Origin of the sequence: Dokdonella sp. (assembly GCF_019634815.1) — a bacterium.
Lineage (GTDB): Bacteria > Pseudomonadota > Gammaproteobacteria > Xanthomonadales > Rhodanobacteraceae > Dokdonella_A.
In genome coordinates this window covers 91,959-117,541 of sequence record NZ_JAHCAP010000003.1, presented here as the reverse complement: position 1 = coordinate 117,541, position 25,583 = coordinate 91,959, and the positions used below count along the sequence as shown (strand labels likewise).

Below are 25,583 nucleotides of genomic sequence, written 5' to 3'. Positions count from 1 at the left end.
GCAGGCAGCGCGCGCCGCGGCAGGCGACTGCGCTAGACTTCGCAGTCCCCCGTTGCAGCCCTGGGCGCCGCCATCAACACGGCCGAACACACCCCGCTCATGCGCCAGTACTTCGCCGCCAAGGCGGAGCATAAGGACATGCTGGTGTTCTTCCGCATGGGCGATTTCTACGAGTTGTTCTACGAGGATGCGCGCAAGGCGGCGCGGCTGCTCGACATCACCCTGACCCAGCGCGGGCAGTCGGCGGGCGCGCCGATCCCGATGGCGGGCGTGCCGTATCACGCGGCCGAAGGCTATCTGGCCAAGCTCGTGCGCCTGGGCGAATCGGTGGCGATCTGCGAACAGATCGGCGATCCGGCGCTGGCCAAGGGACTGGTCGAGCGCAAGGTGGTGCGCATCGTCACGCCGGGCACGGTCACCGATGCGGCCTTGCTCGATGAGCGTCGCGACAACCTGTTGCTGGCGATCGCCGCGGGCAGTTCGGGTTTCGGGCTGGCATGGATCGATCTCGCCAGCGGCCGCTTCGTGCTCAGTGAAGTGGCCGATGCCGAAGCGCTCAATGCGGAACTCGCGCGGCTCGCGCCGGCCGAAACCCTCATCGGCGAGGACGTGGCCTGGCCGCGCTTCGTCACCAACCTGCCCGGCCTGCGCAAGCGCGGGCCCTGGCATTTCGACACTGCCACCGCGCAGCGCGAACTGGCGCGCTTCTTCCGCACGCACGACCTGTCGGGCTTTGGCGTCGAAGGCATGTCCGCGGCGATCGCCGCGGCCGGCGCCCTGCTCGCCTATGTCGAGGAAACGCAGAAGGCCGCGCTGCCGCACCTGAGCGGTCTCGCGGTCGAAAACGCGAATCAGACGATCGCGCTCGATGCCGCGACGCGACGCAACCTCGAACTGGACACCCACGCCAGCGGCAAGCTCGAATTCACGCTGTTTGGTGTACTCGATGCCACCATCACGCCGATGGGCGCGCGCCTGCTGCGGCGCTGGCTGCATCGCCCCCTGCGCGATCGTGCGGTATTGCGCGCACGCCAGCAGGCGATCGCGGTGCTCGGCGAAGGACAGCGGCTGACGCAGTTGCGCGAAGTCCTGCGCGGCGTCGGCGATCTCGAACGCATCCTCGCCCGCGTGGCCTTGCGCTCGGCGCGGCCACGCGATCTGTCGACCTTGCGCGATGGCCTGCTGCTCGCGCCGCAGATCACGCAGGCGCTCGTTGTCGGTGCCGATTCTGCACCCGCGCCCGACCGCGAGCTCGCAGTCGCTGCAAATGACAGCGCGCTGCTGCGCGCGCTCATCGCCAGCATCGGTGATCACGCACACATCGCCGCGCAACTGGTCGCGGCAATCATCGAATCACCACCCCTGCTCGCGCGCGATGGCGGCGTGATCCGCGCGGGCTTCGATGCCGAACTCGATGAACTGCGCCTGCTCTCGACGCATGCCGATCAATTCCTCGTCGAACTCGAAGAACGCGAGAAGGCCGCGACCGGCATCGCCACACTCAAGGTCGGCTACAACAGCGTGCACGGCTACTACATCGAGATCAGCAAGGCGCAGGCCGACAAGGCGCCCACGCACTACACGCGACGGCAGACGCTCAAGGGCGCCGAGCGCTACATCACCGAGGAGCTCAAGACCTTCGAGGACAAGGTGCTGTCGGCACGCGAGCGTGCGCTGATGCGCGAGCGTCAGCTCTACGAGGGCGTGCTCGATCTGTTGATCGGGCAACTCGCAGCCTTGCAGCAGGCCGCCGCCGCGATCGCCGAACTCGACGTTCTCGCCACGCTCGCGCAGCGCGCCGAGGCACTGCGCTGGACCTGCCCGCAACTGCTCGATGCCGGCGGCATCCACATCGTGCGCGGTCGCCATCCGGTGGTCGAGCGCGTGCGCGAGGAGCCGTTCGAGCCGAACGATCTCGAACTCGACGAAGCTCGGCGCATGCTGGTCATCACCGGCCCCAACATGGGCGGCAAATCGACCTACATGCGACAGGCGGCCTTGATCGTGCTGCTCGCTCACATCGGCAGCTTCGTGCCCGCCGATTCGGCAAGCATCGGCCCGATCGATCGCATCTTCACGCGCATCGGTGCGGGCGACGACCTCGCGCGCGGGCAGTCGACCTTCATGGTCGAGATGAGCGAAACCGCGAACATCCTGCACAACGCCACGGCTTCGAGTCTGGTGCTGATGGATGAAGTCGGCCGCGGCACCAGCACCTATGACGGCCTCGCGCTCGCGCGCGCCTGCGCGGTCGCGCTGGCCACGCGCAACCGCGCGTGGACGTTGTTCGCGACCCACTATTTCGAACTCACTGAACTGGCCGGCGAAGTCGAGGGCATCGCCAACGTGCATCTGGATGCGGTCGAGTTCCACGATCAGGAACGCGGCGAACAACTGGTGTTCATGCACGCGGTCAAGCAAGGCCCGGCCAATCGCAGCTTCGGTCTGCAGGTCGCCGCGCTGGCTGGTCTGCCGCGTCCGGTGATCGAGGATGCACGCGCCACCTTGCGCGCACTCGAAGCCGGCCCCGCAACCGCTGCCCTGCCCGCCGTCAGCGACTCACCGCAGCTTGGCCTGTTCGCGCCACCCGCACCCTCACCCGCGGAGACCGCGTTGCGCGCGCTCGACCCCGACGCGCTCAGCCCGCGCGAGGCGCTCGCGCTGCTGTTCAAGCTCAAGGACATGTGCCAATGAGGCAGGCAAACACAACGGATTGTGCCTCGTACCCGGCGACCGGTGGCGCGCCGACACACCACTTTGCCCATATCGACGGTTTGCGCGCCATTGCAGTTCTTGCAGTGATCGCCTTTCACCTGCGCGAAACCTGGCTCCCTGGCGGTTTCCTGGGCGTCGATGTCTTTTTCGTGATCTCCGGTTTCGTGGTGAGTCATTCGGTAGCGAACTGGAACGGTGGTCATCTTGGGCATTTTCTTGCCTATTTCTATTCCCGCCGGATGCTGCGCATCCTGCCGGCGCTGCTCGTCTGCCTGCTGGCGACGATGCTGCTGACGACGCTGTTCGTTCCTCCGGTTTGGCTCGGGACAGCCGTGGAAAGAACCGGAGCCCGTGCCTTCTTCGGCATCAGCAACTTCTTTCTTGCGAGCAACCGCGAGCAGTACTTTTCAGCAACCATCGACTACAACCCATTCATGCACACCTGGTCGCTGGGTGTCGAGGAGCAGTTCTATCTGCTCTTTCCCTTGCTGTTTTTTGTCTGGACGCGCGGAGCTCGCTGGCGGCTGGCGGCCACCGCGGTCACCACGGCAGCCTTGTTGGGGTCTTACTTCTGGGCAACGAAGCTGGCACGACACGATCCGACCGCGGCCTTCTATTTGATTGCGCCACGTCTTTGGGAGCTTGCCGCCGGCGTGTTGCTGTTCCAGTGCGCCGCGGCAGTTGTCCGCATTCCCGCATGGGCCCGCAGCGCGATCGCATGGTTTGGCGCGCTGCTGCTCGCCTACACCTTGGTCAAGGCCACCACCAGCCCGGTTCCTGCCCCGCATCCGCTCCTTTCAGTCATCGCGACCGTCGCGCTGATCGCGGGCATGCACGCAAACACCGGCACTTGGCTGAGCCGCATGCTTGGCACCAAGCCGTTGACCTGGATCGGCCGTGCGTCCTACTCGCTCTATCTGTGGCATTGGCCGGTGTTCGTGCTGATGCGCTGGACGCTTGGAATCGACACGCCCTTGCAGATGCTGGTCGGCATCGGCGTCACCTTTGCGCTGGCTGCATTGTCCACTCGCTTCGTCGAACGCCCGTTGCGCTATTCGACCTTCCTGATGCGCTGGCCGCGACCCGCCATCGTCGCCTGCGGACTGCTGGTGATGATTCTGGGCTGGTCGACCGGCAATGCGATTCACGCGGCGCAGTCACGCATTTCACTCAGCACAGTCGCCCACAACATGGACGATTGGCAGTCGAATCTGGATTCGACGCTTCCGGAGCGCCCGGGCTGCGTCCTGGTTGCGCAAAACGCGCAGATCGGCCAAGTCAAGCCGATCACGATCATGACCCTTTCGCGGCAAGGCTGCCCCGCTCCGCAGCCGGCGCCACCGAGAATCATCGTGATGGGGGATTCGCACGCCACGGCCCTCTGGAAGATGATGTCGCGCTACGCGCTGCTCACCGGCGCAAGTGTTGAGTTCCACCAGAATTTCGCGTGCACCTTTGCTAGCCTGCAGCCCGAACGAGAGGGCGGCCTTTGCCCGCAAGGCAACGCGACATCCATCCAGCACATCATTGCCGACGCCCGACCAAACGACATCCTGTTGCTGGCGTCGTTGCGGGTGGCCAGGTGGACGGACCAATTTGCGCTGCGCGACGAGGCAATCGCCTGGTCAATGATGACCAGTCCTGCCGCACGGCAATCGCGCGAAGGGGCGACTGCTGCCCTGGTCGGCATTCTCGGTCCCGTCGTGGCTCACGGCGTCCGCGTCATCTTGACTTCGCCCACACCCAACCTCCATGCAACGCCGTATCGCTGCGCCGACTGGTTCAACGCAGGCAATCCGATCTGCCAAAGGGGCCTGACGGTGCCCCGCGATGAAACGCTGCGCTACGGCGCTCAAGTGCGCGACAGTCTCGCTGCGATCACCCACCGCCTGGAATCGACCTACGTCTGGGACCCGCTGCCGATCCTGTGCCCGGGCACGACCTGCGCTGCCTGGATGGATGGAAAGCCACTGTATGCGGACGGCGATCATTTGAGCGGCTATGCCAACCTTCTCCTGCTGCCCGACTTCGAGCGCTTCGTTGCGGCGCTTCCACCGCCACGCCTGCCGGAGTTGGGCGATGCGATCTTCTCCGCCGCCAAATGAAGCAGCTCCAATCCAGACAGACGCAGCAGGAACCCGGATTTGCAAGGGCATCTCCACCACCCCATCGCGCATTCGGGATCGCGCCCGGCCCGGCCGGCGTCCCATCGCCCGCGCAAACGCATCAAGGTCAGCCTGACCTGCCCACAGTTCCCGGACAATCGTCACGACGCCGCTCATCTTGATCACATCCAGAAGGCCCCGCATGAATGCACAGACAGCCCATGCCCTGATCACGGGCGCCTCGGCCGGCATCGGTGCCGCGTTTGCACGTGAACTGGCTGCGCGCGGTCACAATCTCGTGCTGACCGCACGACGCCTGGATCGCCTGCAAAGTCTCGCCGATGAACTGATGCGTGCGCACGCGGTGCGCGTGGAAACCATTGCCTGTGATCTCGCGGCGCCCGATGCGGTAGCCAAGCTGGTCGCGGAAATCGCCCGTCGCGGGTTGCATATCGACTATCTGGTCAACAACGCAGGATATGGCGTTCCGGGCTATTTCCTGAGCCAGCCGTGGTCTACGCAAGCGGACTTCATGCAAGTGCTGATGCGCGCGCCGACCGAATTGTGTCATCGGCTGCTGCCGGCGATGCGCGAGCACGGACTTGGCCGCATCATCAACGTGGCTTCGCTCGCAGGCCACGTACCGGGATCGGCTGGACAATCGCTGTACGCAGGCGCCAAGGCCTATCTGATGAAGCTCTCGCAGACCCTGCATCTGGAATATCGCGGCGATGGCATCCACACCTGCGCGCTGTGCCCCGGATTCACCTACTCGGAATTCCACGACGTCACCGGCTCGCGGCAGATGATGTCGAAACTGCCGCGATGGATGTGGATGGATGCCGCGACGGTCGCGCGTCAAGGGGTCGATGCGGTGGAACGCGGTGAGGCGGTCCACGTCAACGGCCGCATCAATCGCCTGATCAAGACCCTGTTCAAATTGATGCCCGACCGCATCGCCTTGCGCCTGATCGCCCGCCAGTCACGCAGAATCCGCAAGCAAGCGGCGAATTGATGACGCAGCGGGCGCAGGACCTTTCCCGCACAAGCGCCGGCACGTGGCGCCCACGCTCAGGACATGTCCAGATCACCGAGCGCGAGAATCAAGCGCCGCGCGCGCTTGTCGGGTCGCTTGCCAGGATGCGCCGGCGCGCCGCCCTGCAGACGCCTCTGCTCGGCCACTGCCTGACGCGCAGCGAGACTTTCCGCGGATTCGCGGTAAAGCGTTTGTGCAACGCTCGCCGGCCCGCGGCGATCGGCCAACACGAGCAGTTCGATCTCGAAATGCTCCTCGCCGCGCGTGATGCGCAGGCGGTCTCCCACGTGCAGGGCCCGCGACGGCTTGCCACTGGCACCATTGACCTCGATCCGGCCGCCGTCGGCGGCCTGCTTGGCCAAGGCGCGGGTCTTGAAGAAGCGCGCCGCCCACAGCCAGACATCCAGACGCACGCCCGCCGCTGTCGGGATTGCACTTGCCGCGCGCGCCGCAAGATTCACGCGAACGGGCCCGCAGCGGTGGTGCAAGCGGCGACCGGGAATCGAGTCGAGAGACGAACCGGGAGCTGGGCAAATGCACGCATGCGGACATTCTAGCGGCGAGCCCTGCTGTCGCGCGCCTGAACCGCCGTGGATCGTCGGCGCAGTCGCTCGGAAAATCCCGTACAATGCGCCGCGTTTGTAGCGCCGCTTTCGCGATCTTCCCTCGGGTGTCCCTGCCGGCAAGCGTTTCACGCAAGCCCGTCGACATCACGCCGTTCGGCCTTCGTCGCCACAAATCCGGAATCCGCGGCCATGTCGGTCGACGCGATCCGCCCATCCAGTGTCTGCAGCGCGGTCATCGGGAACGCTGCGACATCGCCGGTCTTCGTGACCGGCCCACCGCGACCCATCGCGCGACCTGCTTCAGGCAGGCCGCTGCCGTGCGCGCGGTGTTCAATCTCAAGGAGCAACACCATGTCATTCCAGACCCTCGGCCTTGCGCCCGCCCTGCTGCGCGCGCTCAACGAACAGGGCTACAGCGAACCCACGCCGATCCAGGCTGCGGCGATTCCGCCCGCGCTCGAAGGCCGCGACTTGCTCGCCGGCGCACAGACCGGCACCGGCAAGACCGCCGCCTTCGCCCTGCCCCTGCTCGAGCGCCTCTATGTCAGCGCGCGCCAACCGACGCAAGCGAGGGCACCGCGCGCCCTGATTCTCACGCCCACACGCGAGCTCGCCGCGCAGATCCAGGACAGCATGCGCGCCTATGGCAAGCACCTCGGCGCGCGTTCGACCACGGTATTCGGTGGTGTCGGCATCAATCCGCAGATCGACGCGCTGCGTCGCGGCGTGGACATCCTCATCGCCACGCCGGGTCGCCTGATCGACCACATCCAGCAGCGCACGGTCGATCTCTCGCGCATCGAGGTGCTGGTGCTCGATGAAGCCGATCGCATGCTCGACATGGGCTTCCTGCCCTCGATCAAGCGCATCCTCGGCCATCTGCCGCGGCAGAACCGCATCACCTGGCTGTTTTCGGCGACCTTCGCGCCAGAAATCAAGGCATTGGCGAGCGAATTCATGCGCACGCCGGTCGAGATCCAGATCGCCAAGCCCAACAGCGTCGCAGCGACGGTCACGCATCGCGTGCATCCGGTCGACAGTGCGCGCAAGCGTGACCTGCTGCTGCACCTGCTGGAGAACGACGCGCGCCAAACCCTGGTGTTCGGTCGCACCAAGCATGGCGCCGACAAACTCGCCAAGATGCTCGACAAGGCCGGCCTGCGCGCCGCCGCGATCCACGGCAACAAGAGCCAGAACCAGCGCACGCGCGCGCTGGCCGATTTCAAGAGCGGCAAGATCCACGTACTGGTCGCCACCGACATCGCCGCGCGCGGCCTGGACATCGACCAGTTGCCGCTGGTGATCAACCACGATCTGCCAATGGTTGCAGAGGACTACGTGCACCGCATCGGCCGCACCGGTCGCGCTGGCGCAGAAGGCATGGCGATATCGCTGGTGAGTCACGAAGAAGAAGGTCTGCTGCGCGATATCCGTCGCCTGCTCAAGCAGGACATCGAGATCGCGCCGATCGCCGGCTTCGAACCCTCGCGCCCCATTCGCACCGACGATGGCGCCAGTGCCCGGCCGACGCAGAAGCCGCGCCAGGGCCGCCCCGGCGGTGGCAACCCGCGCCATGCACATGCCGCCAAGGTCGCCGCGCCAGCCAAGGCCGGCACGCGCAAGCGCCGCCGCGCTCGTGGCGACCAGCGCAATTCACGGCCGGCCTGAACGCAGGTCGCGCACGGGCGATCGCGGCTGAAGCCGACAGCGAAGGCGGTTGCGAGGTTGGTCGCGAAGCCGGTCGCGACTTCCGTCGCTCCTACATCGCCCCTACATCGCTTCTACATCGCTCCTGCATCGCTCCTGCTCCGGCCGGTTGCGAAGTCTGTCGCGACTGCCGTCGCTCCTACACCGTTCCTGCTCCGGCCAGTTGCGAAGGTGGTTGCGAGGTTGGGCGCGAAGCCTGTCGCGACTGCCGTCGCTCCTACATCGCTCCTGCATCGCTCGAAGGGTGGGCGCGCAGGGCAATGCGGGGTCAGCGATGGACTTCGAGCGTGCGCAGGCCGGGCAAGGCGCGGAGCGCACCGGACAACTGCGCAAGCCGGCCGGCATCGATGCCGCGCGTGAGCAGGAGCTCGACTTCGTCGGCACCGTCGAGCCGGCGCAGCGTCATCTTCTGTGGCAACTGGCCGTCTGCGGCGAGCACGGCCTGGATTGCATGCAGGTCGGCGCCGGCATCGAGCGTGGCGAGGATGCGCACCTTGCCCGGCCGCGCGAGGAAACGCCGCTCGAGCGGTTTGATCGCGGCCAGCGTGATCCAGGCGATCGCGGTGGCGACGCCCGCGGCCAGGTACATCCCGGCGCCCACGGCGAGGCCGACCGCGGCAACCACCCACAATCCGGCTGCCGTGGTGAGGCCGTGGATGACGTTCTCGCGTTCGAGAAAGATGATCGTGCCCGCGCCGAGAAAACCGATGCCGCTGATCACGCCCGCGGCAATGCGCGACGGATCGAGTACGACCGCGGGCGTGCCGAGTACGTCACGAAAGCCGAACGCCGAGACGATGATCGCCAGCGCCGCGCCCAGGCACACCAGCATGTGCGTGCGCAGGCCGGCCGCCCATTCATGACGTTCGCGCTCGATGCCGACCACCGCGCCGAGTGCGGCGGCGAGCAGCAGGCGAATGACCGTGTCGGTGGCTGAGAGCATGGCAAAGGCATCCATCCGCCGGACCCTGACCGGCTCGGCGCATGGTACGCGCGCCGCGCCTCAGCGGGTATCAGCGGCGCGCAAGGCTGCGCGCAACAGCGCAGCGAATGCGCTCGGCGCGCGCTGCCCGAGCGTGACCCGCGGCGTGGCGTGCCAAGCCGCGCAATCGCTGATCGCACGCGCCAGCGCATCGGCCAATGCGGCATCGGCGACCACGCCCTCTTGCAGCGACAGCGACTTGATCTCGAAGCGGCCTTCCCCGCGATGCGCCTTGGCATCGATACGGCCGACCAAGCGACCGCGATGCAGGATCGGCAGTACGTAATACCCATGGCGGCGCTTGGAAGCCGGCGTGTAGCATTCAATCCGGTAGTCAAAATCAAACAGGCTCGCGGCGCGTTGGCGATCCCAGACGACCGGATCGAAAGGCGACAACAGGGTCGTATGCGTCGCGCGCAGGCGGCCCGCACGCGCGGCGACGAGCAGGGCGGCGTGATCGGCATGCACATAGGCCGGCGCGTCCCAACCGGCCACTTCGACGCGCAGCAAGTCGCCGCTTTCAACGAATTCGACGAGATGCGCATCGCGCAGCCTGCGACCGCTGCGAAAATAGTCGTTGATCCAGCGCGCCTGGCTGATTCCCAATGCCCGCACCGCGCCGAGCACGAAGGCACGCTCGCGCGCATGCGGATCCATCAAGTCGTCGGCAACAGCGTGAGAGCGGCTCGCATTGGCGAGCACCCGCTCGCGCAAATCGTAGACGCGTTGAAAGTTCTCGCGTCGCGCGATCATGAGTTCGCCGCGAGCGAACAGGGCCTCGAGCCAGCGCTTTTCGTCCTTCCAGCCCCACCAACCGCCGCCGCTGCCGTGCTCACGCCGAAAATCCGACGACTTCACCGCGCCGTGCGTGCGGATGTGGACAAGCAGTTCCGTCAGCGCCTGCGGTTGTCGTGCATGCGTGCGCTGCGCGCTGCGGATCGCCCAATGTCCCGGCCGCACGCCCTCACCGACTTCGGTCCGATGCAAGGCAAGATCGGTGATCGGTGCGAAACAGGCCTCGTGTGCCCAGCATTCGAAGATCGCGCCTTCAGCGAGCGTTTCGTCAAGCCACTGCGATCGGTAGTTGCCAAGGCGCGAGAACAGCACCAGATACGGGCTGCGCGCCACCACATGGATGGTATCGATCTGCAAGACGCGCATGCGCGCGATCGCGGCTGCGACATCGGCCTTGCGCGCGCGCCGGCGTGGCGGCGCGGCCAACGCCTGCGCCGCCAGGTGCAGGTTGCGCGCCTGCTGCAGACTCAATGGGCGCTGCAACCCCGTTGCGCCGGCTGCACGTCGGCCCGTCATCGATGCGCCCCTTCCCGCGCCTTACCTGCGCGGCGCCAGAATCGCGCTGAGGCGGTCCGGCACGCCATCAATGCGCTGCAGGCGCGGATACTTGAGGCCACCGTGATAGTCGATGCGAACGCTGCGATATCGCACGCCGTCCTTGAGCAGCAGTTCGATTGGCGCCGTGCCGGTCTTGGCCGCGGTCACTGCATCCTTGAGCACGTCAGGCTTGTAGGCGCGGCCATCGACCGCGACGATCGTGCTGGTCGGAGTGACGCCGGCATTGAAGGCCAGGCCATCCCAGAGCACGTCGGTGACCACGCCGCCGTCGCCCAGCGAAAAGCCGAGCGAGGCCGTGTAGTCGGCGCTCTTGCGTTTGGCCTCGGCATCCTTCTGGAACGCACTGGGCGTGTCCGTGTACACAAGCTTCCAGCCGCTGGCGGCAACACCATCGAGTGGCGCCTGGTGGGCATCGAGTCGTTCGCGCAGAAAGCCCGCCCAATCGTGCGGCGCCACCTTGTCGAGTGCCGCGATCACGTCATCGAACTCGTAGGTGCTGACCTTCCAACTGCCATCGTCGACGCCGAAGAACGCGCGCGCGAAGTCATCGAGCGAGCGCTTTTCACGCGTGATCTCGCGCAGCTTGGCATCGACCGCGAGCCAGATCAGCTGACCCGCGCTGTAATAATCCTCGCTCATCTGCCAGTTGCGGTAGGGCAAGGCGCGCCGCGCGGCGATGGTCGGATCGTTGGTGGTGTCCTGCACGTTGCGCCAGGCAAATCCCGGACGGTTGTCCGAATAGGTGGCGACCACCCCGGCGAGCGCATCGCGCGCCTGCTCGGCGCTCCACAACCCCGAGCGGGCGGCGAGAACGAAGCCCCAGTATTGCGTCTGCCCCTCGTAGACCCATAGCAGGTCATCCTGCATCGGCACGCTGAAATTGGCGGTGCTCAAACCTGCCGGGCGGCGGAACTTGCCATTCCAGGAATGCGTGAATTCATGCGGCAGCAGGCCGCGGCCCGGCGCGTTCCTGTCCCACTCGGTGAAATAGCCGGGATCGCCCGAATTCTCGCTCGAACGATGGTGCTCGAGGCCGATGCCACCGAGCTGATCGGTGAGCGCGAGCAGGAAGTCGTAGTGATCGTAGTGCTGCGAGCCGAACAGCTTGCGGGCCTGCTCGACCATGCGCACATGGGCCTTGACCTGCTCGGGCTTGGTTTCCAGCGACTTGGCCGAGTCGGCAACGATGTTGAGATGCACGGGCTTGCTGGTCGCCAGCTCGATGCGCTTGAAATGGCGACCGGCAAACAGCGGCGAGTCGACCAGCGTCTCGAAGGACACCGGCTTGAAACGCGCGACGCCATCCGCGCCAGCCTGATTGGGTTTCTCGCCATCGGCGACATCGAGTGCGCCGGCGAACTGCCATCCCGCGGGCAACTTCACGGCAGGATTGACGATGATTGCCCGCGCCGCATGTCCGGCCGGATAGAGGGCAACCGAGTCCCATTGAAGGTTGAGCATCTCGGGCGTCATCACCACGCGGCCCTGTGCGCCCTGTTGCGGCGAGAGATACTGGAAATCGAGCTTGAGCGTGTCGACGCCGGGCGGAATGTCGAAGTGGAATGCGTAGACGTCCAATGGATCGCGCTGCCACTCGATCCGCTGCCCCCCACCGCTGGCAACCAGACCGGCCAGACTCGAGATCGGTCCGCGCGGCGCATGCTTGCCGGGCAGCCACTGCGGATAAAGCAAGGTCAGCGGGCCGGCCGTCACGGGGATTTCCTCGTGCACGCGGAAAATGTGCCGCTGCAAATCGGTTGCATCGACATCCAGTCGGATCGTGCCGGCATATGGCTGATCGATCGGCGCCGGAATCCTGGGCGATTGCGCGCAGGCCGCGCCGGTCATCGTCGACAACACCATGCCCAGGACACTCATCTGCCGATTCATCTGCTGGCTCCTCACACCGACGCGCCGTCGGCAAAGCCCTCATTTTCGCATGCATGTCCAGGTTCACCGTGTGGCTTTGGTCATGGCACTGCGCCCTCGGCGCAGCAGTTGCGCCCAATGCGCACCGTTGCCCTAGAATGATGCGTTGCCACAAGAGGCCCTTGCGCCGATGCTTTACCACTTCCACGAAATCAACCGCGCCCTGCTCAATCCCTGGGTCGCGTGGTCTGGGGCCGTTGCGAACGCATTGACCTCACCCGACAACTGGACCGGCCGCATGCCGGGCGTGGAACGCATCAGTGCCGGACTCGAACTGTTCTACCGGCTTGGCAAGGATTACGAGAAACCCGCCTTCGGCATCACCTCGGTCCACGCGCATGATCGCGATGCCGCGGTGATCGAGGAACGCGCGCTGGAAACGCCGTTCTGCCACCTGCTGCACTTCAAGCGCTACAGCGATGATCCGACAACGCTCAAGAAGTTGCGTGCCGATCCCGTCGTGCTGGTGGTGGCGCCGCTGTCCGGACATCACGCAACCCTGCTGCGCGACACCGTGCGAACCTTGTTGCGCGACCACGATGTCTACATCACCGACTGGATCGATGCGCGCATGGTGCCGCTGGCCGACGGCCTGTTCGGACTCGACGATTACGTCGCCCTGATGCGCCGCTTCATCACCCATCTGGGCGCAGACAAGTTGCACGTGATGTCGGTATGCCAGCCGACCGTGCCGGTGCTGGCCGCGGTGTCGCTGATGGCCAGCGCGGGCGAGCCCACACCGCGCTCGCTGGTCCTCATGGGCGGGCCGATCGATCCACGCAAGGCGCCAACCCAAGTCAATGACCTGGCCACGCGCAAGCCGTACTCGTGGTTCGAAACCAACGTGGTGTTCGCAGTACCGCCGAATTACCCCGGCAGCGGCCGACGCGTCTATCCGGGTTTCCTGCAGCATGCCGGCTTCGTGGCGATGAACCCGAGTCGACATTTTTCCGCGCACTGGGATTTCTACCGGAATCTCTTGCGCGGAGACCTCGACGATGCCGAGGCGCATCGGCATTTCTACGATGAATACAACGCCGTGCTCGACATGCCGGCGCAGTTCTACCTCGACACCATCCGCACCGTGTTCCAGGAATTCTCGCTTCCGCGTGGCAACTGGCACATCAACGGCGAGCGCGTCGCGCCCGAGGCGATTCGCCGCACCGCCCTGCTCACGATCGAGGGCGAGCTCGACGACATTTCCGGCATAGGCCAGACCCGCGCCGCACATGAGCTGTGCCCACGCATCTCGACCAGTCGTCGCCAGCATCTGGAAATCCAGGGGGCCGGTCATTACGGCATCTTCAGCGGACGCCGCTGGCGTGACGTGGTCTACCCCGAGGTGCGTGCCTTTTTCCGCCGTCACGCCGCGCGCTGAAGCACGCGCGTACCTCGACCGGGCAGGGTCGCATTGCTCCTGCTACGCTGCGGCGCTGCTTGCCGACCGCACGGAGATCGCCCATGCACGCCCTGCCCTTGATCCTGCTGACGGCCGCAGCCGTCACTGGCACCGCGAGCCAGGCCGCGCAAGCGGCCAAGGCGCGCACGATGCAGCAAGTGCTCGAGACGACCACCGCCGCCGACTGGCGCCAACCCGACCCTGCCAGCACGCTCTATCTCGACCTCGCCAGTGGCCGTGTCATCATCGAACTGGCACCGGGCTATGCGCCGCTGCATGCCAGCAACATCAAGACTCTCGTGCGCGGCCACTATTTCGATGGCTTGGCGATCCTGCGTGTGCAGGACAACTTCGTCACCCAGTGGGGTGATCCCGATGCCGGCGATGCCGCCAAGGCGCGATCGCTCGCTGCGGCCAGCAAGACGCTTGCGCCCGAATTCGAGCGCGCGATCGATGCCAGGCTCGCGTTCACGCGTTTGCCTGACGGCGACGTCTATGCGCCGGAGGTCGGCTTCAGCGACGGCTTTCCGGTTGCACGCGACCCCAAGGCCGGCAAGACCTGGCTTGCGCATTGCTACGGCATGGTCGGCGCCGGCCGTGACAATGGCGTGGAGACCGGCAATGGTTCCGAGCTCTACGTGGTGATCGGTCAGGCGCCCCGCCACCTTGATCGCAACATCGCCCTGGTCGGTCGCGTCGTGCAGGGCATGGAACTGCTCTCGGCCCTGCCGCGCGGCAGCGACGCAATGGGCTTCTACGACAAGCCCGAACAACGCCTGCCGATCAAATCGGTGCGCCTGGAGGCCGATGTTCCGGCAGCCGAGCGCACTCCAATCGAACTGCTGCGCACCGACACGCCGGCCTTCACGGCGCTGATCGAGTCGCGCCGCAACCGCAGCGACGAGTGGTACAAGCTGCCGGCCGGAAAGATCAGCCTGTGCAACGTGCCATTGCCTGTGCGCAGCAAATGAACTGGAGACTTGCCAGTGACCCAAACCAAGCTTGCCGTCCTGATTGATGCCGACAACGCCAGTCCCAGTGTGATCGAAGGTCTGCTCGGGGAAATCGCCAAGTACGGAACTGCGCACGTGAAGCGGATCTACGGCGACTGGACCCTGCCCAACCTCGGTGGCTGGAAGGAAGTCCTCCTGCGCCACTCGATCCAGCCAATCCAGCAGTTCCGTTACACGGTTGGCAAGAATGCCACCGATTCAGCGATGATCATCGATGCGATGGATCTGCTCTACGGTGGCCGCTTCGATGGTTTCTGCCTGGTATCGAGCGATTCAGACTTCACCCGCCTTGCCGCACGCATTCGCGAATCGGGCCTTATCGTCTATGGCTTTGGCGAAAGGAAGACGCCCGAACCTTTCCGGACCGCGTGCGACAAATTCATCTACACCGAAGTCCTGGCCATCGAAAGTGGCGAAAAAACCGCTCCAGCGCCCGTGCGTCGCACCGACAAGGAATTGCGCGGCGATACGCAACTCATGAACCTGCTGCGCAACGCGCTCAGCGCCTGCTCGGATGACAATGGCTGGGCGGCACTTGGTCCGCTGGGTGGAATCGTCAACAAGCAAGCGCCGGATTTCGATCCACGCAACTATGGGTACGCCAAGCTCAGCGAATTGGTCAAGGCAATCGCACTCTTCGAAACCGAAGAGCGCCAGATCGGCAACGGCAAGCACATCTTCGTGCGCCAGCGCAGCAGCGCCAAGCCGCCTCGCAACGACAGGGGCGCAAGTCCCTGAACGAAACCGATCGAACCGCGCTTACAACTGCGCGGCGCTGAAGGTGTCGCAGCTCTTGATGTTGCCCGCGGTGAAGCCGGTCTTGAACCAGCGCACACGCTCGGCCGAGGAGCCGTGCGTGAACGAGTCGGGCACAACGTAGCCGCGTGACTGCTTCTGCAGCGCGTCGTCGCCGATCTGGTTGGCGGCATTGAGCGCGGCTTCGATGTCGCCGGCCTGCAACCAGTTGAGCTGCTGCTGGGAATGATTGGCCCACACACCGGCGAAGCAATCGGCCTGCAGCTCCTGCCGCACCGACAGGCCCTCGGCGCCCTGCATCGGCGTGCCGTTCCGGGCGGCCTGTTCGACCTGATCCATGATGCCGATGATGTTCTGCACATGGTGGCCGACTTCATGCGCGATCACGTAGGCGCGCGCGAAATCTCCGGCTGCATGGAAGCGCGTCTGCATCTCCTGGAAGAAGGTGAGGTCGAGATAGACCTTGCGATCGCCGGGGCAATAGAACGGCCCCATCGCCGCCGACGCCGCGCCGCAGGCCGATCTCACCGAGCCGTTGAACAGCACGAGGGTCGGCGCCGGATACTGCTGGCCGCTGGCCTTGAACATCTGGCCCCAGACATCCTCGGTGCTGCCGAGCACGGTTTTCACGAACAAGGTTTGCTCATTGTCGGCTGGCGCACTCGTTCGCTGTTGCGTGGGCGCAGCCTGCTCGCCTTCCATCGTGCCGAGCATCTGCAGGATCTGCCCGGGATCCTTGCCGAACAGCAGCCCGACGATGACCACGAGGATGATGCCGCCCAGACCCAAGCCGCGACCGCCGCCGAAACCCCGGCCACCACCGCCGCCACCCGTGTCCTGCACCACGTTGTCGCTGGCGCGACCCTTTCTCCACAACATGCGCGTTCTCCGCTCCGGCGCCAATCATTCCGGGCGCGCCGACACTACCCGCCGAGTCGGCGCATCGCAAGCCACGCGCGGACCTTCGCCCTGGCGCGCAAGAAATGTTTGCACACGGCCACCTGCCGCCGTGCCAGCCGCAGCCGCCGGGCGACTTGCTATCCTGCGCGCATGAGTTCTTCCTCGCGCGCCATGACGATGGCGCATCGCTTCCGCGGATTCCTGCCGGTCGTCGTCGATGTCGAAACCGGCGGCTTCGACTGCAATCGGCATGCCCTGCTGGAAATTGCCGTCATCCCCATTCACATGGATGGCGAGGGCTGGCTGCGGGCAGACGCTGTCGTCTCCACCCACGTCGAGCCATTTCCCGGCGCCGAGCTCGATCCGCGCTCGCTCGAGGTCAACGGCATCGACCCGCAACACCCGCTGCGCGGCGCCGTGCCCGAAAAAGTCGCGCTCGACCTGATTTTCAAACCGGTGCGCGCGGCGATTCGCGCCGCCGGCTGCCAGCGCGCGATCCTCGTCGGCCACAATGCAGCGTTCGACCTCGGCTTCCTCAACGCGGCGATCGCGCGCACCGATCACAAGCGCAGCCCGTTCCATCCGTTCAGCTGTTTCGACACGGTCTCACTGGCCGGCCTCGCCTTCGGCCAGACCGTGCTCAGCCGTGCGGTCGAAGCCGCCGGCCGGCGCTGGGATGCGCGCGAAGCCCACTCGGCGGTCTACGACACCGAGCGTACCGCCGAACTGTTTTGCGACATCATCAACCGCTGGAAGGCTTTCGAGGATCAGGTCGTGCCCATTCCTGCCTGAAAGCCCGCACTCGACCTCACGCAGCCTGCGCGCGACAATGCCGGCTCCATTCAACCCGCCCGGGATCCTCATGTCTGTACTCGCCCCCCGCGTTGCGGCTGCCGCCGCCAGCCTTGCCGCCCTGCTCGCCTTCGCTCCGGCACTCGCCGTGACGCCGAAGAATCCGCCGACCAAGGAACCTGCCAAAGCTGCGGCAGCCAAGCCCGAGACGCTGAAGTTCTCCGCTGAAGGCAGCGCCAAGGCCAAAGGCGCGTTCAAGGGTGGCAAGGGCCACTTCCGCGACTACAGCGTACCGATGAAGGCCGGCCAAACCCTCGAAGTCACGCTCACCGACAAACCTGGCACGACCTTCGCCTACATCTATCGCCCGGCTGCGCCGCAGGTTGAAGGCGAAGGCCGCAAGCACTGGAAAATCAGCCCGACCGTCGATGGCGAGTACGTCGTCCACGTGTTCCTCACCAAGTCGGCAGCCGACAAGGGCGAGTCCTCGACGTACGAACTCACCGTCTCGCGCAAGTAGGCACGGGCGGCAGGCGCGCAGGGCCGACGACGATGGCAATCCACGAGTACTTTCCGGCACAAGGCAGGGGCTGCGCGCTGTGCTGCTATGGCTTCGAACGCCTGCACGCAGCCGGCGAGGCACCTCTGGAAACCTGCCCCGCCTGCGGTGCCGCGCTGCGCCGCGCGCTCGCCGCACCGGCAATCGTCGAAGGCGGCGCGCATCGCCTGAATGAAGCACATCTGGCCAAACACGGCTACACGCAGTACCGACGCGTGGAGAAAGGTCGTTACGAAAAGACCGTGGGCGAAGGGCCCGACGTGCTGGCGTCCTGAGCGCAACACCCGGCGCGCTCAAGCGCCGGCTGCATCTCGCTGACGCAAGGCTTCGAACAGGGCGATTCCGGTCGATACCGACACATTCAGGCTCTCCACATCGCCGCGCATCGGGATGCGCGCACTGAAATCGCAAGCCTCGCGCGTGAGTCGGCGCATGCCCTCGCCTTCGCCGCCAAGCACCAGCGCAATCGGGCCGCACAGGTCGATAGCATGGATCGGCTGCGTTGCCTCGCCGGCCAGCCCCACCAGCCACACGCCCGCTTCCTTGAGTGTCTTGAGTGTGCGCGCCAGATTGGTTGCGCTCACGATCGGCACGCGGTCGGCAGCCCCGGCAGACGCGCGCCGCACCGTCGGCGTGACTCCGACCGCACGGTCCTTGGGCACGATCACCGCTGTGACGCCGGCGGCCTGGGCACTGCGCAGGCAGGCACCGAAATTGTGCGGATCGGTCACGCCATCGAGCACCAGCAGCAGGGCTGCGCGACCCGCCTGCTCGATCAGGTTCGGCAGCGCGCTCTCCGCGAGCGGCGGCGGTGCCTTGTAACTGGCAACCACACCCTGGTGGCGCGCGCCACCCGTCATGCGGTCGAGCGCGGCACGATCGCGCGCATGCGATTTCACGCCAAGATCGCGCGCACGCTCGGCCAGTGCCTTGATGCGCGCATTGTGGCTGCCGCTCTCGAGGTAGATCTCGACCAGATTGGCGACATCGTGGTCAAGGGCGGCCTCCACGGCGTGGATGCCGATCAGCAGGTCGTGGCTCATGTGCGCACTGCAGGCGGTTGCGGGCCGCTAGTGTAGCGGCCTCGCAGCAGCATCAGCGTCCGGAGACGAGGCGGAAGTCAATCTTGCGGTCCTCCAGACTCGCCCGCAGCACCTGCACGCGTACCGCATCACCGAGGCGAAACCTCAGGCCCCTACGCTCGCCCTCGAGCAGACGCCGGGTGGCATCAAAGTGGTAGTAGTCGTTGGGCAACTGCGTGATGTGCACGAGCCCACTGATCTTCGACTCATTCAGTTCGACGAACAGGCCGAACGAAGCGACGCCCGCGACGATGCCTTCGAACTCGCCGCCCACGTGTTTTTCCATCCACGCGCACTTGTAGCGCTCGTCGACGTCGCGCTCGGCTTCGTCGGCACGCCGTTCGTTGTGCGAGCAATGCACGCACAGGCTTTCCATCTGACTCGGACTGTATTCGTAGGCACCGGGTTTGCCGCCGGCAAGCGCGTAGCGGATTGCCCGATGCACCAGCAGATCGGGATAACGCCGGATCGGCGAGGTGAAATGCGTGTACCAAGCCAGACCCAGACCGAAATGACCTGGCTCGGTGGGCTGATAGACCGCAAGACTCTGCGAGCGCAACAACACCGATTCGATCAAACTGGCATCGGCGCGCTTGCGCACTTTCTTCAGCAGCGCGGAGAAATCAGCCGGCGTGACCTTGTCGTGCGGCGGCAGGCCGAGCTTGAACTCGCGAAGGAACTCGAGCAGATCGTCGTACTTGGATGCCGGCGGCGGCGCATGCACGCGATAGGGAGCGGGAATGCGCTTGCCATGCAGAAACTTGGCCGCCTCCACGTTGGCCGCGATCATGCACTCCTCGATCAGCTTGTGCGCATCGTTGCGCTCGTGGCTGCCCATCTGCACGACTTCGCCATTGGCACCAAGGCGGAACTCCACTTCGCGGCTCTCGAACTCGATTGCACCGCGTCGCGTGCGCGCCTTGGCCAGCCGCTTGTACAGCGCATGCAGGTGGCGCAACTGCGGCAGCACGTCGGCGTATTCGGCCAGCGCGTCGCGATCCTTTTCGCCGATCGCCTGCCAGACGCGGGAATAGGTCAGACGTGCATGCGAACGCATCAGCGCCGGATAGAATTTCGAGCGCGTGACTTCGCCATTCTCGTCCACCTGCATGTCACAAACCATGCACAGGCGTTCGACTTGCGGATTGAGTGAACAGATGCCGTTGGACAGTGTCTCCGGCAGCATCGGCACGACGAACCCGGGGAAATACACCGAGGTCGCGCGGTTGTTCGCTTCGGCATCGAGTGGCGTGCCCGGTCGCACGTAGTGCGAAACGTCGGCAATCGCGACCACCAGCCGATATCCCTTGCCATTCGGCTCGGCGTAGACCGCATCGTCGAAATCGCGCGCGTCCTCGCCGTCGATGGTGACCAAGGGCAATTCACGCAGATCCACGCGCCCCTGCTTTTCGGCGGCAGTGACTTCGGGCTCGACGCGCGCGGCATCGCGCAGCACCGTTGCCGGCCACTCGTTCGGGAGATCGTGACTGGCAATGGCCATCTCCACCACCAGCGAAGGCGTGAGGCGTTCGCCCAGCACGGCAAGGATGCGACCCAGCGGGCCACGCTGCGCACTCGGCGGATCGGTGATCTCGACGACCACGATCTGTCCGGCACGTGCGCCGCGTTCCTTGCCCGGCGCAATCAGCACGTCCTGATGCAGGCGGCGATCATCGGGCGTGACCAGCACGAGTCCGTTTTCCTCGACCACACGCCCAACCAGGCGCGAAGAACGGCGTTCAAGCACCTCGACGATTGCGCCCTGGGCGCGACCGCGCCGGTCGACACCGACGACGCTCGCCAGCACACGGTCGCCATGCAGCACCTTGCGCATTTCCGCGGGCGACAGGTAGAGGTCTTCGCCACCGGCATCGGGACGCAGGAAGCCGAAACCTTCGGCATTGGCGATCACCGCGCCGGGGATGAGGTCAAGCTTGCGTGCAACGCCGAAACCGCCGCGGCGATTCTGGATCAGTTGGCCGTCGCGGAGCATCGCGGTGAGGCGTTTGCTCAGGGCATCCAGATCGGCCGCAGCCGACAGGCGCAGCGCCGCCGAAACGGCCTCGATCGTCATCGGCCCGCCCTGCTCGCCGAGCAGTTCGAGAATCGCCTCGCGGCTTGGAATCGGTCGCGCGTAGCGCTGCGCCTCGCGCTCGGCATAGGGATCGGCGAACCCCGGCCTGCGCGTCCTGGCGGCGGGTGCAGCGGTCGCGCCGGCCCGGTTCGGCCTGTTGAACGCACGTGGCAGCGGCGGCAGGGGCTGCGGCATGAAGCCAGGCAGTGCGGCCCGCTTGCCCGGTTTGGCCTTGGCCTTGGTTGGCGCGGCCGAACGGGGCGCGGGCGTGCCCGCTTTGCCGCCCTTGCCGCTTGCGCGTTTGCCGGGCCCGCGGCGCGTGGTCGGCCCCTTGGGAGGGCGCGGGGCGCCGGTGCGAGTCTTTTTCACGTTCGATGTCCTTCCATGCGGATGCGCTCACGATACCGCACGCGGCGAGCCGCAGGCGGCTTCGCTGCGCGCATCGGCACAAACGCGAGAGATGCCGCGCAGCGAAGGCGCGGCACGCTTCACTGCAGATCGGGGAGCGGCGATTCCAGTTCGAGTTCACCGTCGTCGATTGCGGCGGTGGTCGAGAAGGCCGGATCCTCGACATGGAACGTCGCCAGATCGATGCGGCTATCGGCACCGATCAGGGTCACGGCAACCTTGTCCGCCGTCAGCGGCGCGCCTTCCACCAGACTCCTGTCCGTGGCCTGCGGTCGCACCAGCCAGGCATGGCCGGCACTGCCGGAAAAGACGCGGCCAATGCCGTCGGCGTCGATGCACAGCGCAGTATTTTCGTCGACACCAATGCCGATCGGCTGTTCGACCAGACCATCGTGCTCGGCGCGCGCAAGAAAGGCGACCAGTCTCCCAAGCCGTTCGCGCTTGCCGAAATGACTGTCGGTGATCACGCGCGCCAGAAACGGCAGATGCAGGAAATCGTCTTCGAGGGTAACCGCGGCACCGAGTGGATCGGCCAAAGCGTGCGACGAGCTGATGCTGCCGCCGTCGAGCGCGCCGTAACTGGTGCGGCCGAGAATTGCCAAACCTGCGCTGGTGCCACCGAGTGGCTTGCCCTTGCGCACATGGCGATCGAGCGCGGTGTTGAGCGGCGTGCCCTTCCAGAAACGAATGTAACGCGATTGGTCACCCCCGGCGATGAAGATGCCATCGGCCTTGGCCACCGCGGCAAGCAGGAAGGGATCGCTGGCGCCTTCGCGACGTTCGAAGACGAAAGTCTGCACCGAGGCGATATTGCCCAGATGCTCGTAGAACTCGTGCTGCAGTGCGTCGCCGCCCGAGGCGCTGAGCACGACGATATGGCCTTCGCCGGCACGCTCGATGAACCAGCCAAATGCCTCGTCGACGTAGTCGCCGCCCCCCATCAGCATCAAGCCGAGCCTGGGCGGCAGCGGTGTGCGTGCCTGCAGGTCGCCGGCGGCGTAGTAGCGGTAGCCGCGTTCGGCCGGCCGCATCACCTCGGCAGCCTGTGCCGTCGGCAGGCCATGGGGCGCCAACATCGCAAGCAGGCCGAAAAGGATCCCCTGGAAGGCTATGCGTTCAATCATCGACGGACACCTCCAACCACCACAGACCACGGACGCCCGAGACATCCGTGCAAGGCCATTGTTGCCAACTTTCCGCAGTAGCGGCAAGTCATGCAAACTGCCAAGATCGAATCGCCAAATCGGGGAGGCGCAGCGCGCGACGCTGTGCGGACTCCCCTGCGACCGGCGGGCCGGGCACCCGTTTGAAAATTCGTTTGGGGGAATACCGAAATGCGCAAGACCACACTGGCCGCAGCCATCGCCTGCGGCATCTGGGGCAGTATCACATTCGCGGCCAGCGCCAACGCGCAGGACCAGGCCGCCACCGAGGACGCAACGAGCAACCAGGCGCAGGCGATGGAGACCGTGACGGTCACCGGTTCACGCATCCCGCGCGCACAGGTTGAAGGTCCGGCGCCGATCACCGTGATGACTGCCGCCGACATCAAGGCCAGCGGCCTGATGAGCGTGCCCGACATCCTGCGCGCGATGACGCAAAACGGCGGTGAGACGCAAAGCCAGCAATCGGCCAGCGGCGCGGATTTTTCACCGGGCGCGCAACAGGTTGACCTGCGCGGCCTTGGCCCCAATCACACCCTCGTGCTGGTCAACGGCCGCCGCATTGCCGATTTCCCGATGCCGTTCAAGGGTCGCAGCAACTTCACCGACATTTCCAACATTCCAGTCGGCCTGATCGATCGCATCGAGATCCTCACCGGCAGCGCCTCGGCGGTGTATGGCTCGGACGCGATTTCCGGCGTGGTCAATTTCATCCTCAAGGACAAAGCCGACGGCACCACCCTGAGCCTGCGCTACGGCGACACCCAACACGGCGGCGGCAATTCGACCAAGCTCGACATCACCACCGGCTTCACCCATGGCGATTTCAACCTGATGTTTGGCGCCGAGCTGCTCGATCAGAAGCCGTTGTGGGCCTACGACCGCAAGATCCAGGATTCGACCCTCGACGGTCCGACTTCGCGCTCGCGCCTGGCTCGCCGCGTGTTCCTGCGCACCGACTACTACGACACCTATCTCGACCCCGGTCAGGCAACCTGCGACGCACTGGCCTATCTGAACCACGGCTCCACCTTCCGCGCCTCGCGTCCGGGCTACGGCGAATATGATCCTGATCTGGATGACTACGGCCCCGGCTACTACTGCGGCAGCAACGCCTCGATCGGCTACGGCACGATCATCAGCCAGCGCCAGGGCATCAACACCTACACCACGATGAACATGCCGCTCGGCGATGACCTCAAGTGGTTTGCCGACATCCAAGCCGGCTACAGCAAGGTCAAGCTGTTCCGCGATGTAGAGCAGTGGAGCTACATGCAGCCCGACGGCAACGAGGAAGGCTATTTCTACAATCAGGCCACCGAGCAGGTTGAATACTGGCAGCGCCAGTTCACGCCCGAGGAAATGGGCGGCCTGCGCAAGGGCTACATCGAAACCACGCAGAAGACCTTCGCTTTCACCACCGGCCTCAAGGGCACCATCGGCAGCGCCTGGGATTGGGAAGGCGCGCTCAGTCACTCACAGTACGGCTCGACCATCAGCTGGCCACAGATCGTCGCCGCGCGTGCCAACGACCTCTTCCTCGGCCCGCAATTGGGTATCGACGACGACAGCGGCTATCCGATCTTCAATGCCGATCCTTCGCGCCTGTACTCCCCGCTCACACGCAGCGAGTACGAGTCGATCTTCGCGCGCACGGTCTACCATCCGAAGTCGCAGACCGACACGCTCGCGTTCTCGTTCTCCAACCTCGAACTGTTCACCCTGCCTGCCGGCCCGGCTGGATTCGCCGGCGTGGTCGAGTACGGCTACCAGTCCTACAACCTGCGTCCCGATCCACTCGCGACCCAGTACTACTACTACAGCTGGAAGGATTCCGACGGCAAAGGCAGCCGCAACCGCTGGGCCACCGCGGGCGAACTGCGCATGCCCTTGCTCGACAACCTCAGCCTCAGCGTGGCCGGTCGCTACGACCAGTACCGCTTTGCCGGCAACAGCACCGGCAAGCCGACCTGGAGCGCCGGTATCGAATGGCGTCCACTCGACAGCCTGCTCGTGCGTGGTTCCTACGGCACCGCCTTCCGCGCGCCCGATCTGCACTACGTGTTCGCCGGCATCGGTAATGACGAGACATCGGGCACCGACTATTACCGCTGCCGCACCGAGGAACCCGGCACGGACATCACCGATTGTGACTACAGCGACGAGGGCCTGATCCGCACGCGCCAGGGCAATCGCAAGCTCAAGTCCGAAACCAGCCGCTCCTGGACAGCCGGCTTCGTATGGTCGCCACTGGCCGAGTTCGATGTCTCGCTCGATTACTTCAACATCGACATGCGCAACCAGGTGCAGGACCTGAGCACCGATCGCCTGCTGCAACTGGAAGCCAACTGCCGCATCGGCTCCGACGTCAATGGCAATCCGGTCGACCCCAACTCGCCCAGTTGCGTCGACGCGATCAGCCGCATCACGCGGCTGCCCAACGACCGTCTCTATGGCGTATTCGTCAACCCGATCAACGTCGCGCGCGAGCGCACCAGCGGCATCGATCTGAGTGCGCACTACAAGCTCGAGACCGGCATCGGCGATTTCCATTTCACCGGCAACTACACCTGGGCGCGCATGCATTCCTTCCAGCAATATCCGGGAGATGCCACGCTCGACGAGTTCGCAATCAACAGCGGCTACGACATCCCGCGCAACAAGGCGAGCATGACGGTGACGTGGGTGCACGATCCGTTCACGGTCTCGCTGCATGGCCAGCGCCTGGGCAGCCTGCCCAATTCCGATTCCTACGACCAGATCGTCGACATTGCCGCCGGCGAGAAGGCGTGGATTGGTGCCACTTATCGATACAACGCCTCGGCGCAATACCGCTTCAACGACCATGCCCAGCTTTCGCTGTCGATCGACAACCTGTTCGACAAGATGCCGCCCAAGGATCCGACCTACACGGCCTATCCCTACTACGACATCTCCTGGTTCGATTCGGTCGGCCGCAGCTATTACGTCGAATTCACCTACAAGTTCGGTGGCTCACCACTGTCACAATGAGAAATGCGGTTCCGGCCATGCCCTGCGCGCGT

The 25,583-nt window shown here is 65.3% G+C and carries 19 protein-coding genes and 1 pseudogene; 11 read left to right on the top strand and 9 right to left on the bottom strand.

The window, feature by feature from the left end:
• Nucleotides 1-99: 99 nt before the first annotated feature.
• The 3 genes from mutS (at nucleotide 100) to KF759_RS02935 (ending at nucleotide 5,835) form a co-directional block, all read left to right on the top strand.
• Entirely contained in the window at nucleotides 100-2,694 is a 2,595-nt protein-coding gene (mutS, locus tag KF759_RS02945; RefSeq protein WP_291222905.1) for a DNA mismatch repair protein MutS, read from the top strand.
• Nucleotides 2,691-4,820, top strand: coding sequence for an acyltransferase family protein (locus tag KF759_RS02940; RefSeq protein WP_291222904.1), 2,130 nt, complete (start codon nucleotides 2,691-2,693; stop codon nucleotides 4,818-4,820). The genes mutS and KF759_RS02940 overlap by 4 nt, the downstream gene beginning before the upstream one ends.
• Nucleotides 4,821-5,022: 202 nt before the next feature.
• Nucleotides 5,023-5,835, top strand: coding sequence for an SDR family oxidoreductase (locus KF759_RS02935; protein ID WP_291222903.1), 813 nt, complete (start codon nucleotides 5,023-5,025; stop codon nucleotides 5,833-5,835).
• 56 nt (nucleotides 5,836-5,891) lie between these two features.
• Here the strand turns inward: KF759_RS02935 and KF759_RS02930 are convergent, their stop codons facing one another.
• Both KF759_RS02930 and KF759_RS02925 read right to left on the bottom strand, forming a co-directional pair.
• Entirely contained in the window at nucleotides 5,892-6,317 is a 426-nt protein-coding gene (locus tag KF759_RS02930) for a S4 domain-containing protein (RefSeq protein WP_291222902.1), read from the bottom strand.
• 230 nt (nucleotides 6,318-6,547) lie between these two features.
• The gene (locus tag KF759_RS02925) at nucleotides 6,548-6,709 is read right to left on the bottom strand and encodes a hypothetical protein (RefSeq protein ID WP_291222901.1); all 162 of its coding nucleotides are present in this window, start codon (nucleotides 6,707-6,709) and stop codon (nucleotides 6,548-6,550) included.
• A gap of 64 nt (nucleotides 6,710-6,773) precedes the next feature.
• On the opposite strand from KF759_RS02925, the gene KF759_RS02920 reads away from it, so the two are divergent.
• Complete coding sequence (locus KF759_RS02920; protein WP_291222900.1) at nucleotides 6,774-8,090, top strand: DEAD/DEAH box helicase; 1,317 nt, start codon at nucleotides 6,774-6,776, stop codon at nucleotides 8,088-8,090.
• A gap of 307 nt (nucleotides 8,091-8,397) precedes the next feature.
• Here KF759_RS02920 and KF759_RS02915 read toward each other — a convergent pair whose 3' ends face one another.
• The 3 genes from KF759_RS02915 to KF759_RS02905 are packed head-to-tail and all read right to left on the bottom strand — an operon-like array spanning nucleotide 8,398 to nucleotide 12,354.
• Nucleotides 8,398-9,072 carry an MgtC/SapB family protein gene (locus KF759_RS02915; protein ID WP_291222899.1) on the bottom strand — a complete coding sequence of 225 codons (675 nt, stop codon included), beginning with the start codon at nucleotides 9,070-9,072 and terminating at the stop codon, nucleotides 8,398-8,400.
• Between the two features lie 60 nt (nucleotides 9,073-9,132).
• Nucleotides 9,133-10,422 (bottom strand): crosslink repair DNA glycosylase YcaQ family protein, encoded by a 1,290-nt coding sequence (locus KF759_RS02910; RefSeq protein ID WP_291222898.1) that lies wholly within the window; start codon nucleotides 10,420-10,422, stop codon nucleotides 9,133-9,135.
• A gap of 21 nt (nucleotides 10,423-10,443) precedes the next feature.
• Entirely contained in the window at nucleotides 10,444-12,354 is a 1,911-nt protein-coding gene (locus KF759_RS02905) for a peptidase M61 (RefSeq protein ID WP_291222897.1), read from the bottom strand.
• 169 nt (nucleotides 12,355-12,523) lie between these two features.
• Here KF759_RS02905 and phaZ point away from each other — a divergent pair, with 169 nt between their 5' ends.
• The 3 genes from phaZ to KF759_RS02890 all read left to right on the top strand — a co-directional run bounded on the left by phaZ (nucleotide 12,524) and on the right by KF759_RS02890 (nucleotide 15,543).
• Nucleotides 12,524-13,771 carry a polyhydroxyalkanoate depolymerase gene (gene phaZ, locus KF759_RS02900; RefSeq protein WP_291222896.1) on the top strand — a complete coding sequence of 416 codons (1,248 nt, stop codon included), beginning with the start codon at nucleotides 12,524-12,526 and terminating at the stop codon, nucleotides 13,769-13,771.
• Nucleotides 13,772-13,854: 83 nt separating this feature from the next.
• Nucleotides 13,855-14,763 (top strand): peptidylprolyl isomerase, encoded by a 909-nt coding sequence (locus tag KF759_RS02895; RefSeq protein WP_291222895.1) that lies wholly within the window; start codon nucleotides 13,855-13,857, stop codon nucleotides 14,761-14,763.
• Nucleotides 14,764-14,778: 15 nt separating this feature from the next.
• Complete coding sequence (locus KF759_RS02890; RefSeq protein WP_291222894.1) at nucleotides 14,779-15,543, top strand: NYN domain-containing protein; 765 nt, start codon at nucleotides 14,779-14,781, stop codon at nucleotides 15,541-15,543.
• A 21-nt stretch (nucleotides 15,544-15,564) separates the two neighbouring features.
• On the opposite strand, the gene KF759_RS02885 is transcribed toward KF759_RS02890, so the two are convergent.
• A complete protein-coding gene (locus KF759_RS02885) occupies nucleotides 15,565-16,440 on the bottom strand; it encodes a neutral zinc metallopeptidase (protein WP_291222893.1) in 876 nt (291 codons plus the stop codon).
• Nucleotides 16,441-16,611: 171 nt separating this feature from the next.
• Between KF759_RS02885 and rnt the strand changes: the two genes are divergently transcribed.
• From rnt to KF759_RS02870, 3 genes are all read left to right on the top strand, one after another.
• Nucleotides 16,612-17,253 carry a ribonuclease T gene (gene rnt, locus KF759_RS02880; RefSeq protein WP_291222892.1) on the top strand — a complete coding sequence of 214 codons (642 nt, stop codon included), beginning with the start codon at nucleotides 16,612-16,614 and terminating at the stop codon, nucleotides 17,251-17,253.
• A gap of 70 nt (nucleotides 17,254-17,323) precedes the next feature.
• Nucleotides 17,324-17,773, top strand: coding sequence for a hypothetical protein (locus tag KF759_RS02875; protein WP_291222891.1), 450 nt, complete (start codon nucleotides 17,324-17,326; stop codon nucleotides 17,771-17,773).
• 32 nt (nucleotides 17,774-17,805) lie between these two features.
• Nucleotides 17,806-18,087 carry a hypothetical protein gene (locus KF759_RS02870; RefSeq protein WP_291222890.1) on the top strand — a complete coding sequence of 94 codons (282 nt, stop codon included), beginning with the start codon at nucleotides 17,806-17,808 and terminating at the stop codon, nucleotides 18,085-18,087.
• Between the two features lie 18 nt (nucleotides 18,088-18,105).
• Here the strand turns inward: KF759_RS02870 and rlmB are convergent, their stop codons facing one another.
• The 3 genes and pseudogenes from rlmB to KF759_RS02855 all read right to left on the bottom strand — a co-directional run bounded on the left by rlmB (nucleotide 18,106) and on the right by KF759_RS02855 (nucleotide 22,500).
• Complete coding sequence (rlmB, locus tag KF759_RS02865) at nucleotides 18,106-18,855, bottom strand: 23S rRNA (guanosine(2251)-2'-O)-methyltransferase RlmB (protein ID WP_291222889.1); 750 nt, start codon at nucleotides 18,853-18,855, stop codon at nucleotides 18,106-18,108.
• Between the two features lie 67 nt (nucleotides 18,856-18,922).
• A pseudogene (gene rnr, locus KF759_RS02860) lies at nucleotides 18,923-21,163 on the bottom strand (ribonuclease R); the annotation flags it as partial.
• A 293-nt stretch (nucleotides 21,164-21,456) separates the two neighbouring features.
• A complete protein-coding gene (locus KF759_RS02855) occupies nucleotides 21,457-22,500 on the bottom strand; it encodes a cyanophycinase (RefSeq protein ID WP_291222888.1) in 1,044 nt (347 codons plus the stop codon).
• A 210-nt stretch (nucleotides 22,501-22,710) separates the two neighbouring features.
• Between KF759_RS02855 and KF759_RS02850 the strand changes: the two genes are divergently transcribed.
• Nucleotides 22,711-25,551 (top strand): TonB-dependent receptor, encoded by a 2,841-nt coding sequence (locus KF759_RS02850; protein ID WP_291222887.1) that lies wholly within the window; start codon nucleotides 22,711-22,713, stop codon nucleotides 25,549-25,551.
• The last annotated feature ends 32 nt before the right edge of the window (nucleotides 25,552-25,583 follow it).